Origin of the sequence: Streptomyces sp. BK022 (genome assembly GCF_004217355.1) — a bacterium.
In the GTDB taxonomy this organism is placed as follows: Bacteria; Actinomycetota; Actinomycetes; order Streptomycetales; family Streptomycetaceae; genus Streptomyces; species Streptomyces griseoluteus.
Window position 1 is genome coordinate 388116 of sequence record NZ_SHKU01000005.1, and the last position, 12570, is coordinate 400685.

Consider the following 12570-nt stretch of genomic DNA (forward strand, 5'->3'; position numbering starts at 1 on the left):
AGCTCGATTGCTTCGGTCACCAGCCTGCGCCCCCGCTCACCCGCCCGTCCAAGACCCTTTCCGGCGTCTGTGATACCTGTTCGGCATCAGCAGCCGAGCCGCGCGGCCCTGAGGTGTTTGCGCTGGGCCTCGCCGACGCCGTGCCGGCTCCCGGGCCGTTAATTCCGGCGCACGTATTGACAAGGCAAGACGGGCCGCGTTGCACTGTTCAGCTCTCGCGGCAATTCGCCAGAATACTCCGCCCGAGAACGGTGGATGAATTAAAGGAGAATATTCCGTGCCCGATGTCAGTCGTCGTAGGTTCTTGCAGATCGCCGCGGGCAGCGCGGCCGCCACGCAGCTGTCCGACGGGATCGCGCGGGCCTCGTCCATCGCGCCCGCGGTGAAGAGCGGGACGCTCGCCGACGTGGAGCACGTCGTCGTGCTGATGCAGGAGAACCGGTCCTTCGACCACTACTTCGGCACCCTCAGAGGGGTGCGGGGGTTCGGGGACGCGCGGCCGGTCGCTCTGCCGTCGGGGAAGAGCGTGTTTCACCAGGCCGACGGGTCGGGGCGGGAGACGCTGCCGTTCCGGCCGGACGCCGATCGGCTCGGCATGCAGTTCATCCAGGACCTGGACCACAGCTGGGCCGGGACGCACGCGGCGTTCGACGGCGGCCTCTACGACAAGTGGATTCCCGCCAAGTCCACGACGACGATGGCGTATCTGACCCGCGCGGACATTCCGTACCATTACGCGCTCGCGGACGCGTTCACGGTGTGCGACGCGTACCACTGCTCGATGCTGAGTTCCACCGACCCGAACCGTTACTACATGTACACCGGCTATTCAGGGAATGACGGCAAGGGCGGTGGGCCGGTGCTCGGGAATGAGGAGGCCGGATATTCCTGGACCACGTTCCCGGAGATACTCCAGCAGGCGGGCGTCTCCTGGAAGGTGTACCAGGACACCGGCACCGGGCTGGACGCGGCGGGCGGCTGGGGGTGGACCAGCGACGCGTTCATCGGCAACTACGGCGACAACTCCCTGCTGTTCTTCGACCAGTACCGCGACGCCAAGCCCGGCGACCCCCTCTACGACCGGGCCCGCACCGGCACCAGGGCGGCGGGCGGCGACGGTTACTTCGACCGTCTGCGCGCCGACGTGAAGGCCGGGACCCTCCCCCAGGTCTCCTGGATCGCCGCTCCCGAAGCCTTCAGCGAACACCCCAACTGGCCCGCCAATTACGGCGCCTGGTACATCTCGCAGGTCCTGGACGCGCTCACCTCCAACCCGGACGTCTGGAGCCGCACCGTCCTGCTGCTGACCTACGACGAGAACGACGGTTTCTTCGACCACGTCGTACCGCCCTTCCCGCCCGCCTCCGCCGCGCGCGGGCTGTCCACCGCCGATGTGACGAAGGAGCTGTACGGCGGCTCGGCCGGGTACGCGGCCGGACCGTACGGGCTCGGTCCTCGCGTGCCGATGCTCGTCATCTCGCCCTGGAGCACGGGGGGCTGGGTCTGTTCGCAGACCTTCGACCACACCTCCATCGTCCAGTTCATCGAGAAGCGGTTCGGGGTGCGCAACCCCCATGTCTCGCCGTGGCGGCGCGCGGTGTGCGGGGACCTCACCTCGGCCTTCGACTTCTCCCGCGGTGACACCACCGCGCCCGGCCTGCCCGACACCAGCGGGTACCGGCCGCCGGACCACTCCAACCCCGGCAACTACGTGCCCAGGCCGCCGGCCGCCGGCGCGCTGCCCAAGCAGGAGCGCGGGACGCGCAGAGCGCGGGCGCTCCCCTACGACCTGGCCGTGGACACCAAGGCGGTCGGCGGGCGGATGCAGTTCACCTTCGCCGCACTCGGTGCCGCCGGGGCAGCCTTCCATGTCACCTCCGCCACCCGCACCGACGGCCCTTGGCCCTACACCGTGGAGGCGGGCAAGAGCCTGACCGACAGCTGGGCGCTGCCGGGCAGCCGCTACGACTTCTCCGTGTACGGCCCGGGCGGCTTCCTGCGCCGCCAGGCGGGGACCAACTCCGCCGTCGGTCCCGAGGTCACCGCCCGGCACGACACCTCCACCGGGCAGGTCACCCTGACCTTCACCAACGCGGGCAGCGGCGCCGTCACCTTCACCGCGACCGACGCCTACGCCCCGGCCCAGCACTACACGTACACCGTGCCGCCCGGCGCCTCCCGTGTCGTCGCGGGGTGGGGCGTGGCCGCCGGGAACCGCTGGTACGACGTCACGGTCACCGCGAGCGGCGACTCCGCCTTCGTACGGCGCTTCGCCGGGCACGTCGAGACGGGCGCGCCCAGCACGAGCGATCCGGCGACCGCCACGGTGTGATCGCGGCGAGGGCCGGCGGCCCGCTTCCTCGGCCAGGGTGTGCGCGACGAGCGCGTGCCACCGCCCGCCGGGCAGCGGGTCCGGGGCCGGTGCCCGCCGGCGGAGTGGGCGCGAGGACGAAGCAGCCGGACACGCGCCCCGCGCGCCCGGCTGTTTTCGCCTCGTCATAGGGGGGACTCGTGGCTCATGGTGCGAATCGGATACACGATGATGACCGAGCAGGCCGGGCCGCGGGAGCTGGTCGAGCATGTCGTGCGCGCCGAGGAGGCGGGGTTCGACTTCTCCGTGACGTCGGACCACTACTTCCCCTGGCTGCGCTCGCAGGGCCATGCCCCGTACGCGTGGAGCGTCCTCGGCGCGGCGGCGCAGGCCACGTCGCGGATACCGCTGATGACCTACGTGACCTGCCCGACCTTCCGCTATCACCCGGCGGTGGTGGCGCAGAAGGCGGCGACCCTGCAACTGCTGTCCGAGGGCCGCTTCCGGCTCGGCCTGGGCTCCGGGGAGAACCTCAACGAGCACGTGGTGGGTCAGGGCTGGCCCGCGGTGGACGTGCGGCACGAGATGCTGGAAGAGGCGGTGGAGATCATCCACGCCCTGTTCGAGGGCGGCCACGTCACCTACCACGGCAAGCACTACGACGTGGAGTCGGCCAAGTTGTGGGACCTGCCCGAGCCGCCGCCGCCCATCGGCATCGCCGTCTCGGGCGAGCAGTCCTGCGCGCTGGCCGGGCATCTCGCTGACCTGGTCATCGCCACCGAGCCGAAGAAGGACCTGCTGGAGTCGTTCGAGCGGCACGGCGGCACGGGCAGGCCCAGCGTGGGCCAGCTCCCGGTCAGCTTCGACCCCGACCGGGACGCCGCGATCCGGCGCGCGCACGACCAGTTCCGCTGGTTCGGTCTGGGCTGGAAGGTCAACTCCGAGCTGCCGGGCCCGGACTCCTTCGAGCAGGCGACCCAGTTCGTCACCGAGGACGACGTGGCCTCCGCGATCCCGTGCGGCGACGACCCGGAAGCCTTCGTGGAAGCCGTACGGCCTTACGCGGAGGCCGGATTCACCGAGGTGGCCCTGGTCCAGATCGGCGGCCCGACCCAGCCGGCCTTCATCGACTGGTCGGAGAAGACACTGCTGCCCGCGCTGCGCGACGCCTTCGGCTGAGCGGCGGCTCGATCCGTACGGCGCACAACCACTGGGCCCCGCAGGCCAGTTTGCCGTCATCGTCCGCTGAGCAGTAACAGACAGCGGACGGTGGCGGCGGCCTTGGGGGGAAGCATGGCGTACCTGATCGTGGTGCTTTTCGCGGCGGCACTGGCCGGCTGGGCGGTGCACGCGCGGGCGCGGAGGTTTCCGGGCAGCCTCGCCCTGGCGGTCCTGCCGAGGCATGCGGAGGACCGGCGCCCGCTGGCGCAGGCGCGGGCGAACGTACGCAGCCTGGAGGAGATCGCCCGCTCGGAGGAGTCCGCCGCGCGGGCCGAGGTGGCGCGGCAGGAGCAGAAGCGCGAGCAGGACCTGCGTGCCGCCGCGCGGCGGGTCGCCTCGCTGGAGAAGCCGGGCCGGGGCAAGCGGCTCGGCGCGCTGGGCGAACTCACCCTGTACGAGCACGCGCTGGTGAAACGCGAGACCAACGGCAGTCTCCGGACTGTCCACTTGGCCGAGCGACGGGTCCGGATCGACTCCGGCGACAGCGCCTACTACCTGTACGTCCTGGAGGCGGACGGCACCCCCGAGCGGACCGACTACCCGCGCCGCACCGGCGAGGGCGAGGAGGCGAAGGGGTTCACCGAGGACCGGGTGCGGGACTTCGCCGACGCGGTGCAGCGCGCGGTGGCCAGGGAGAACGCCTTCCGCGCCACCCTGCCGGAGCAGCTGAAGCAGGCCCAGCACGACCGCGAGCTGCTGGAGCAGGACACCGAGGCGGTGGACCGGGCGCGCGCACGGCACGCCGAGATCCAGGCCCGCAACAAGGACAACCCCCGCCTGGCCGAGGCCCGCGCCGAGCTGGAGGCCGCCCGGCTGGAGTGGCGGCGGCACACCGGGCGGATGCCTCCGCCCTAGCCCGCCGCCGGCCCGCGGGTCAGCTCCGGACGAGGATGATGTCCCGGTCCTGGGTGGCATGGAACACGGGCAGCGGCACCAGACCGCTCGGACGCAGTTCCATCACGTTGGCCTGGACGTGCGCGGCGCCCGCCTTCAGCGTCTCCGAGGAGACCTTCCCGGTGTTCTCCCACCGGTGCTCGACGCCGTCGCAGCGGGCGGCGCCGCCCCCGATGCCGTGCCGGACGCGCGGGTCGGCCTGGCTGACGGAGGAGCTGACGAAGACCGGGCCGGTGCCGGGCAGGCAGCGGTAGGTGCCGGAGAGCGTGACGGTGCCGTCGGCCGCGAGGCGGGCGGTGGAGTCGACGGTGACGCTCTCTCCGGGGGCCGCGACGGCCGGGGCGGCGAGGGCGCACAGCAGGGCGGTGCCGCCGAGCGCGGCGGCGAGGACGGGGCGTACGGGCATCGGATGCCTCCCGGTGTGGGGTGTGGGGGCTTCCACAGGTACCGGCGGCACCCCGCGCGCCACGCGACCGTCACCCCATCGGTGGCGCGTCAATGGGCCGGGCGCAGTCGTCCCCGTAACCCGCTCCGGGCCCGCGCACCGATGGTGACCAGCAGGTATGCCGACAACCTAAAATGATCAACGTGTCCGAGCAGCACGCCCCCAGGTCCCTCATCGTCACGCTGTACGGCGCCTACGGCCGCTCCGTACCGGGCCCGGTGCCCGTCGCCGAGCTGATCCGTCTGCTGGCCGCGGTCGGGGTGGACGCGCCCTCGGTGCGCTCCTCGGTGTCCCGGCTCAAGCGGCGCGGCCTGCTGCTGCCGGCCCGCACCGCCGGGGGCGCGGCGGGATACGAGCTGTCGGCGGAGGCGCACCGGTTGCTGAGCGCCGACGACCGCCGTATCCACGCCACCGGGCCCGCCGAGGACGCGGGGTGGGTGCTCGCGGTGTTCTCGGTGCCCGAGTCGGAGCGGCAGAAGCGGCATGTTCTGCGTTCCCGGCTGGCCGCACTGGGCTTCGGCGCGGCCGCGCCGGGGGTGTGGATAGCCCCGGCCCGGCTGCACGAGGAGGCCCGGCACACGCTGGGCCGGCTGGGTCTGGACGCCTATGTGGATCTCTTCCGGGGCGATCATCTGGGGTTCGCCCCGACCGTCGAGGCGGTGGGCCGCTGGTGGGACCTGCCGGCCATCGCCGCGGAGCACGAGCGGTTCCTCGCGGCGCACGCGCCGGTACTGCGGGCCTGGGAGGACCGGGCGGACACCCCGGCCGAGGACGCCTACCGGGACTATCTGCTGGCCCTGGACTCCTGGCGCCGGGTGCCCGGCGCCGATCCCGGCCTGCCGGCCCGGCTGCTGCCCGCCGACTGGCCGGGGGCGCGCTCGGCGCGGGTGTTCCGGGCACTGCACGAGCGGCTGCGGGACGCGGGCGCGGCCTTCGTCGGGGTGTGAACGCGGCGGCCGGTGACCGGCCGCTCGCTCCGTGGCACCGGACGGCTGGAACGGACACCACCGGGCTGTGACTGTGGTCACTCGGCGCGGGGGGCGGCCCGGGGCGCGCGACCGTCCCGTCACCGGTGTCACCGGTGATCGACAGGGACGTAACAGCAGCTACGCGAGGGGGTGGTGGGGCGTTCGGCGCGGTGTGCGGACGGGTATCGGGCCCTGTGGTTCCGGCCACCGCCCGCCGAGGGTTCCGATGGCCGGACCCGTACCATTTCCTACAGTCGAAGGCAGGACAGCCTGCTCCATGAACGGACTCGCCGTGCACGAACGCCCCACCGAATCGGCCTCCTGGCGCATCGCGCTGCCGCACACCGCCGCGGCGGTGCCGGTGGCGCGTGCCCTGGTGCGGTCGGCCCTGGCCGAGGTGGGGCACATGGCCGACTGCGACACGGCGGAGCTGCTGACCGCCGAGCTGGTGGCGAACGCGGTGGAGCACACCGCGGGGGGCGGCCCGATCGAGCTGGTGGTGGAGCTTCGGCCGACCGGCTGCCAGGTCGAGGTGCACGACCCCGACCCGGAGCCGCCCGGCCATCTCACCCGTCCGGTGATCGAGGAGCCCGACCCCTGGCAGGAAGGAGGGCGCGGCCTGTTGCTGATCCGCGCCCTCAGTTCGTCCTGTGGTCACCGCCCGACCTCGTCGGGCAAGGCGGTGTGGTTCAGACTGCCTGTCGTTCCCGCTCAGCGTTCGGCGTGACCCCGGCCGCCTCGGCGCGGCCCAGCGTGGAGTGCCGGCGGCCGTAGGCGTAGTACACCCCGAGGCCGACCACCAGGAAGACCGCGAACTGCAGCCAGGTCTGCCAGCCCGTCTCGTACATCAGGTAGAGGCAGAAGACGACGCCGAGCAGCGGGGCGACGGGGTACAGCGGCACCCGGAAGCTGCGCCTCAGACCCGGCTCGCGGCGGCGCAGGGCCATCACCGCGATGTTGACGACCGCCATGATGGCGAGCGTGCCGATGGTGCAGAGGTTCACCACGGAGTCGAGCGAGGCGAAGGCCGCGGGGACGGCGAAGACGACCGCGACGATGAGCGTGCCCGCCACCGGCGTGGAGGTCTTCGGGGACACCTTCTCGAAGACGCGCGGGATCAGTCCGTCGCGGGACATCGACAGCAGGATGCGGGTCTGGCCGTACATCACGGCGAGCACGACCGAGGCGATGGCGACGACCGCGCCGAAGGCGATGACACCGCCGCCGATGGTGGAGCCGGTGACCATGTTGACCACGTACGACAGCGCGGCGGGGCGGCCGCCGACCTGGTGGGCGCCGATGGCACCGATCGCGGCGACCGCGACGGCGCAGTACAGCAGCGTGACCAGGCCCATGCAGACGAGGATCGCCACCGGGATGTCCCGGCGCGGGTTCTTCGCCTCCTCGCCGGCCGTGGTGATCGCGTCGAAGCCGATGTACGAGAAGAAGGCCGCGGTGGTGCCCGCGCCGATGCCGCCCAGGCCCGCCGGGGAGAACGGGGTGAGATTGCCGTCCTTGAACGCGCTGTAGCCGATGGCGCAGAACGCGAGCAGGATGACGAGCTTCACGGCGGCCATCGCGGCGGTGGCCCGCGCGCTCTCGCGCACGCCGCGCACCAGCAGCACGGCGGCCATGGCGATGACGATGACAGCGGGCAGGTTCACCACACCGCCGTCGCCGGGACCGGCGGACAGCGCGTCGGGGAGCTGCCAGCCGGTGAGGCTGTGCAGGAGTTCGTTGACGTACTGGCTCCAGCCGACCGCGACGGCCGAGATGGAGATGCCGTACTCCAGCAGCAGGCACCAGCCGACCAGGAAGGCGGTGGACTCGCCGAGACCGGCGTAGGCGAAGGAGTACGAGGAGCCGGAGACCGGTATCGCGCCGCCCAGCTCGGCGAAGGAGAAGGCGGTGAACACGCAGGTGATCGCGGCGAGGATGAAGGAGACGACCACGGCGGGTCCGGCCTGCGCGACGGAGTCGGAGAGGCCGACGAAGATGCCGGTACCGACGATGGCGCCGACACCGAAGCAGATGAGCTGGAAGAGGCCCATGGTGCGCTTCAGACCGTGGCCCTCGCGGTCGGCGCCGGATTCGGCGACGAGCAGATGCGGGGACTTGATGCGGGGAGCGGGCATGCGGGTGGTGCTCGTTTCTGGTGGTGCGGACGGCCCGGGTCAGGCCGCTGCGTCGGCGCGGCACTAAGGGTGGGGGCCAGGCCGTCGGTCAGGATAAGGCCAGGTGAGGTGGGTCACGCAAGGGTTTGTGACGTATCCCCGAGAGTGGCGACGAGCACGGCCTTGATCGTGTGCATCCGGTTCTCCGCCTCGTCGAAGACCACCGAGTGCTCGGACTCGAAGACCTCGTCGCTGACCTCCAGCTCGGTCAGTCCGTACCGTTCGTGGATCTCGCGGCCGACCTTGGTGCCGAGGTCGTGGAAGGCGGGCAGGCAGTGCAGGAAGCGCACGTCCGGGTTGCCGGTGGCGCGCAGCACGTCCATGGTCACCGCGTACGGGCCGAGCAGCCCGATGCGCTCGTCCCAGACCTGCTGGGGCTCACCCATGGACACCCAGACGTCGGTGGCGACGAAGTCGGCGCCGCGCACGCCCTCCTTGACGTCCTCGGTGAGGGTGACGCGGGCGCCCGAGGCGTCGGCGAGCCGGCGGGCCAGCGCGACGATGGTCTCGTCGGGCCAGAGCAGCCGGGGGGCGACGATGCGGACGTCCATGCCGAGCAGGGCGCCGGTGACCAGGTAGGAGTTGCCCATGTTGTACCGGGCGTCGCCGAGGTAGGCGAAGGTGAGGCTCTCCAGCGGCTTGTCGCTGTGCTCGGTCATGGTGAGCAGGTCGGCGAGCATCTGGGTGGGGTGCCACTCGTCGGTGAGCCCGTTGTAGACGGGGACGCCCGCGTACGCGGCCAGTTCCTCGACGACGCCCTGGCCGTGCCCCCGGTACTCGATGGCGTCGTACATCCGGCCCAGCACGCGGGCGGTGTCCTTGACGGACTCCTTGTGCCCGATCTGGGAGCCGGACGGGTCGAGGTAGGTGGTGTGGGCACCCTGGTCGGCGGCGGCGACCTCGAAGGCGCAGCGGGTGCGGGTCGAGGTCTTCTCGAAGATCAGGGCGATGTTGCGGCCGGTCAGGTACCGCGTCTCGGCCCTGGCCCGCTTGGCCGCCTTCAGCTCGGCGGCCAGCGCGAGCAGCCCGCGGAACTCCTCGGCCGTGAAGTCCAGCTCCTTGAGGAAGTGGCGGCCGGTGAGGGCGGTCGGGACTGTCGCCATGGGGGCGCTCCAAGGGTACGTGGTGCACTGACTCCGGTAATTCTATACGAGCCTCGGCATTTCTATTCACGCTGCGGCATGATTATGCGCGGATTCACACGGCGCCCGGCTCCCGGGGCGGCTTCCTTCAGACCGGGTCCCGCTCGACCGGGCAGCTCATGCAGCGCGGTCCGCCCCTCCCCCGCCCCAGCTCGCTGCCCGGGATCTCTATGACCTCGATGCCCTGCTTGCGCAGATGGGTGTTGGTGGTGGCGTTGCGCTCGTAGGCGACGACGACCCCCGGCTCGACGGCGAGGACGTTGCAGCCGTCGTCCCACTGCTCGCGCTCGGCGGCGTGCACGTCCTGGGTGGCGGTGAGCACCCGGACCTCACCGAGACCCAGGGCCGCGGCGATGGCCCGGTGCATGTGCTCCGGGGGATGGTCGGTGACCTTCAGCTCGCGCTCCCCGACGCCGGGCTCGATGGTGTACGAGCGCAGCATGCCGAGCCCGGCGTACTGGGTGAAGGTGTCGCCGTCGACCATGGTCATCACGGTGTCGAGGTGCATGAAGGCGCGCCGCTTGGGCATGTCCAGCGCCACGATGGTCTGGGCGGAGCCCGCCGCGAACAGCTTGTGCGCGAGCATCTCGACCGCCTGCGGGGTGGTGCGCTCGCTCATTCCGATCAGCACGGCGCCGTTGCCGATCACCAGCACGTCGCCGCCCTCGATGGTGGAGGGGTAGTCGGCCTGGCCGCGCGACCAGATGTTGAAGCCCTCCTTCCTGAAGAGGGGGTGGTGCCGGTAGATCGCCTCGAAGTGCACGGTCTCGCGCTGCCGGGCGGGCCAGCGCATGGCGTTGATGGAGACGCCGTCGTAGATCCACGCCGAGGTGTCCCGGGTGAAGAGGTGGTTGGGCAGCGGGCCGAGCAGGAAGTCGTCCAGCTCCATGACGTGGAAGCGGACGGAGGCGGGCTCGGCATGGCCGGCCAGGAACTCCCGCTTGGTCATGCCGCCGACCAGCGCCTCGGCCAGCTCGCCGGGGGCCATCGCGTCGAAGGCGGTGCGCAGATGGTCGGTGGCGAGGGGGCCGTACTCCTTCTCGTCGAAGACGCGGTCCAGCACGAGGGTGCGGGCCTCGGGGACGGCGAGGGTCTCGGCGAGCAGGTCGCCGAAGAGGTGCACCTCGACCCCCCGGTCGCGCAGGACGTCGGCGAAGCCGTCGTGCTCGGCGCGCGCCCGGCGCACCCACAGCACGTCGTCGAAGAGCAGGGCGTCCTTGTTGCTGGGGGTGAGGCGCTTGAGCTCGAGGTCCGGTCTGTGCAGGATCACCCGGCGCAGCCGCCCGGCCTCGGAGTCGACGTGGAATCCCATGCCTTCATCCTGGCCGCCGGGGGGCGCGTTCACTCTTCTCTCGGCACTCCCTCTTTTCGTCCTGTTGACGAGAACACGCCGCCCCGCTTATCGTCCTCATGACGAGAAGTGAGGGGTTCCCATGGCCGACATCACCCGGCGCCTCGGCCGGCGCCACCTGCGCGGTGTGCCCACGGCGCACATCCGGCACCACCGCTCCGGCACGCTGGTGCACGACGGGCCCGGGCTCAGCTTCTGGTTCCGGCCGCTGACCGCCGCGCTCTCCGAGGTGCCGGTGGACGACCGGGAACTGGCGATGACCTTCCACGCCCGCACCCATGACTTCCAGGACGTGGCGGTCAGCGCGACGGTGACCTACCGGATCGCGGACCCGGCCACCGCCGCGGCCCGCCTGGACTTCTCCATCGACCCGGACACCGGCGTCTGGCGCGGCGCCCCGCTGGAGCAGCTCGGCACCCTGCTCACCGAGACGGCCCAGCAGCACGCGCTGGACGTGCTGGCCCGCACGCCCCTGGCGGTGGCGCTGGTGGACGGGGCGGCGGCGGTGCGCGAACGCGTCACCGCGGGACTGGGCGCCGAGCCCCGGCTGCCGGCCACCGGCATCGAGGTGGTGGCGGTGCGCGTGATGGCGCTGCGCCCCGAGCCGGAGGTGGAGCGGGCCCTGCGCACCCCGGCCCGCGAGCAGATCCAGCAGGAGGCCGACCGCGCGACCTACGAACGGCGGGCCGTCGCCGTCGAGCGGGAGCGCGCCATCGCGGAGAACGAACTGGCCAGCCGCATCGAGCTGGCCCGCCGCGAGGAGCGGCTGGTGGAGCAGCGGGGCACCAACGCCCGCCGCGAGGCGGAGGAGGAGGCCGCGGCCGACGCGGTGCGCGCCCGGGCGGAGGCCGCCCGGTCGGTGCAGCTGGCCGAGGCCGAGGCCACGCGGACGGCCCGGCTGGCCGAGGCGGAGGCCGAGCGGACGGTACGGATCGCCCGCGCGCAGGCCGAGGCCGCCCGCGATACCGGCGAGGCGCGGGCCCAGGAGCGGGCGGCGTGGCTGCGGGTCCACACCGAGGCCGGTGTCGGCGGCGCCGAGGCGCTGCGGGCGCTCACCGCGGCCCGGCTCGCGGAGAACCTGCCGCGCGTCGACAGCGTGACCGTCTCCCCCGACGTGCTGACCGGGCTGCTCGCCCGGCTCACCGGCGAGACACCGGACGGCGCTCGGTGAGCCTCGCCCCGCGCGCCGTCATGGTCCACCGCACCACGGAGTACGAGGAACTGGTGGCCCGGCACGGTACGCATGGGCAGGCCGCGTTCTTCCTCTCCTCACGCGGCCGGGACATCGAGGAGGTCGCGGAACGCCACCGCCGCGCGCGCCGCGCCCTCGCCCAGGTGACCGCCGCCGTTCCGCTGAACTGGCGCCAGGCGCTCGTGGAGCGGGCCGACCTGGACCGCTTCCTCTTCGCCCCCGAGGACGTCGTCGTCGTGGTGGGCCAGGACGGGCTGGTGGCGAACGCCGCCAAGTACCTGGACGGCCAGCCGGTGATCGGCATCGACACCGATCCGGGACGCAACCCCGGCGTGCTGGTACGGCACCGGCCGCGCGACGCCGCCGCCCTGCTGGCCTCGGCCGGGGGCGCGGTCGAGGAGCTGACCATGGTCGAGGCCGTCACCGACGACACGCAGCGGCTGGTGGCGCTGAACGAGATCTACCTCGGCGCGCCGGGCCACCAGACCGCCCGGTACCGCCTGGGTCTCGACGGCGACAGGGGTGTCGTCGAGGCCCAGGCTTCCTCCGGGGTCCTGGTGGGCACCGGGACCGGGGCGACCGGCTGGCTCCGGTCGGTGTGGCAGGAGCGGGGCGGCACCCTGCCCCTGCCCGCGCCGGCCGAGGACCGGCTGCTGTGGTTCGTCCGCGAGGCGTGGCCCTCCCCCGCCACCGGCACGAGCCTGGTCGGGGGCGGCCTCACCGCCTCGGCGGCCCTGACGCTCACCGTGGAGTCCGACCGCCTGATCGCCTTCGGCGACGGCGTCGAGTCCGACGCGCTCCAGCTCACCTGGGGGCAGACGGTGCGGGTCGGCGTGTGCGGGCGGCGGCTGCGGCTGGTGGGCTGAAGCCGC

The 12570-nt window shown here is 72.4% G+C and carries 11 protein-coding genes; 7 read left to right on the forward strand and 4 right to left on the reverse strand.

Annotated features, from left to right (window positions below):
• The first annotated feature begins 277 nt into the window (after positions 1 to 277).
• The 3 genes from EV284_RS22770 to EV284_RS22780 all read left to right on the forward strand — a co-directional run bounded on the left by EV284_RS22770 (position 278) and on the right by EV284_RS22780 (position 4387).
• Entirely contained in the window at positions 278 to 2332 is a 2055-nt protein-coding gene (locus tag EV284_RS22770; protein ID WP_130337130.1) for a phospholipase C, phosphocholine-specific, read from the forward strand.
• A 186-nt stretch (positions 2333 to 2518) separates the two neighbouring features.
• Complete coding sequence (locus tag EV284_RS22775) at positions 2519 to 3490, forward strand: LLM class F420-dependent oxidoreductase (RefSeq protein ID WP_130337132.1); 972 nt, start codon at positions 2519 to 2521, stop codon at positions 3488 to 3490.
• Positions 3491 to 3604: 114 nt separating this feature from the next.
• Positions 3605 to 4387: a hypothetical protein gene (locus EV284_RS22780; RefSeq protein ID WP_130337134.1), complete on the forward strand. Its 783-nt coding sequence runs from the start codon at positions 3605 to 3607 to the stop codon at positions 4385 to 4387.
• 19 nt (positions 4388 to 4406) lie between these two features.
• Here the strand turns inward: EV284_RS22780 and EV284_RS22785 are convergent, their stop codons facing one another.
• Positions 4407 to 4832: a DUF6299 family protein gene (locus EV284_RS22785; RefSeq protein WP_130337136.1), complete on the reverse strand. Its 426-nt coding sequence runs from the start codon at positions 4830 to 4832 to the stop codon at positions 4407 to 4409.
• 173 nt (positions 4833 to 5005) lie between these two features.
• Between EV284_RS22785 and EV284_RS22790 the strand changes: the two genes are divergently transcribed.
• Positions 5006 to 5818 (forward strand): PaaX family transcriptional regulator C-terminal domain-containing protein, encoded by an 813-nt coding sequence (locus EV284_RS22790; protein ID WP_130337138.1) that lies wholly within the window; start codon positions 5006 to 5008, stop codon positions 5816 to 5818.
• A 298-nt stretch (positions 5819 to 6116) separates the two neighbouring features.
• The gene (locus EV284_RS22795; protein WP_130337140.1) at positions 6117 to 6566 is read left to right on the forward strand and encodes an ATP-binding protein; all 450 of its coding nucleotides are present in this window, start codon (positions 6117 to 6119) and stop codon (positions 6564 to 6566) included.
• Here EV284_RS22795 and EV284_RS22800 read toward each other — a convergent pair.
• From EV284_RS22800 to EV284_RS22810, 3 genes are all read right to left on the reverse strand, one after another.
• Positions 6529 to 7974: an amino acid permease gene (locus EV284_RS22800; RefSeq protein ID WP_130337142.1), complete on the reverse strand. Its 1446-nt coding sequence runs from the start codon at positions 7972 to 7974 to the stop codon at positions 6529 to 6531. The genes EV284_RS22795 and EV284_RS22800 overlap by 38 nt on opposite strands.
• A gap of 113 nt (positions 7975 to 8087) precedes the next feature.
• Positions 8088 to 9116 (reverse strand): ornithine carbamoyltransferase, encoded by a 1029-nt coding sequence (gene argF, locus EV284_RS22805; RefSeq protein WP_130337144.1) that lies wholly within the window; start codon positions 9114 to 9116, stop codon positions 8088 to 8090.
• Positions 9117 to 9243: 127 nt separating this feature from the next.
• Positions 9244 to 10467 (reverse strand): arginine deiminase, encoded by a 1224-nt coding sequence (locus EV284_RS22810; protein ID WP_130337146.1) that lies wholly within the window; start codon positions 10465 to 10467, stop codon positions 9244 to 9246.
• A 121-nt stretch (positions 10468 to 10588) separates the two neighbouring features.
• Here EV284_RS22810 and EV284_RS22815 point away from each other — a divergent pair, with 121 nt between their 5' ends.
• Together EV284_RS22815 and EV284_RS22820 are read left to right on the forward strand one after the other, a co-directional pair.
• Positions 10589 to 11677, forward strand: coding sequence for an SPFH domain-containing protein (locus EV284_RS22815; protein WP_130337148.1), 1089 nt, complete (start codon positions 10589 to 10591; stop codon positions 11675 to 11677).
• A complete protein-coding gene (locus EV284_RS22820) occupies positions 11674 to 12564 on the forward strand; it encodes an NAD(+)/NADH kinase (RefSeq protein ID WP_130337150.1) in 891 nt (296 codons plus the stop codon). The genes EV284_RS22815 and EV284_RS22820 overlap by 4 nt, the downstream gene beginning before the upstream one ends.
• Positions 12565 to 12570: the final 6 nt, after the last annotated feature.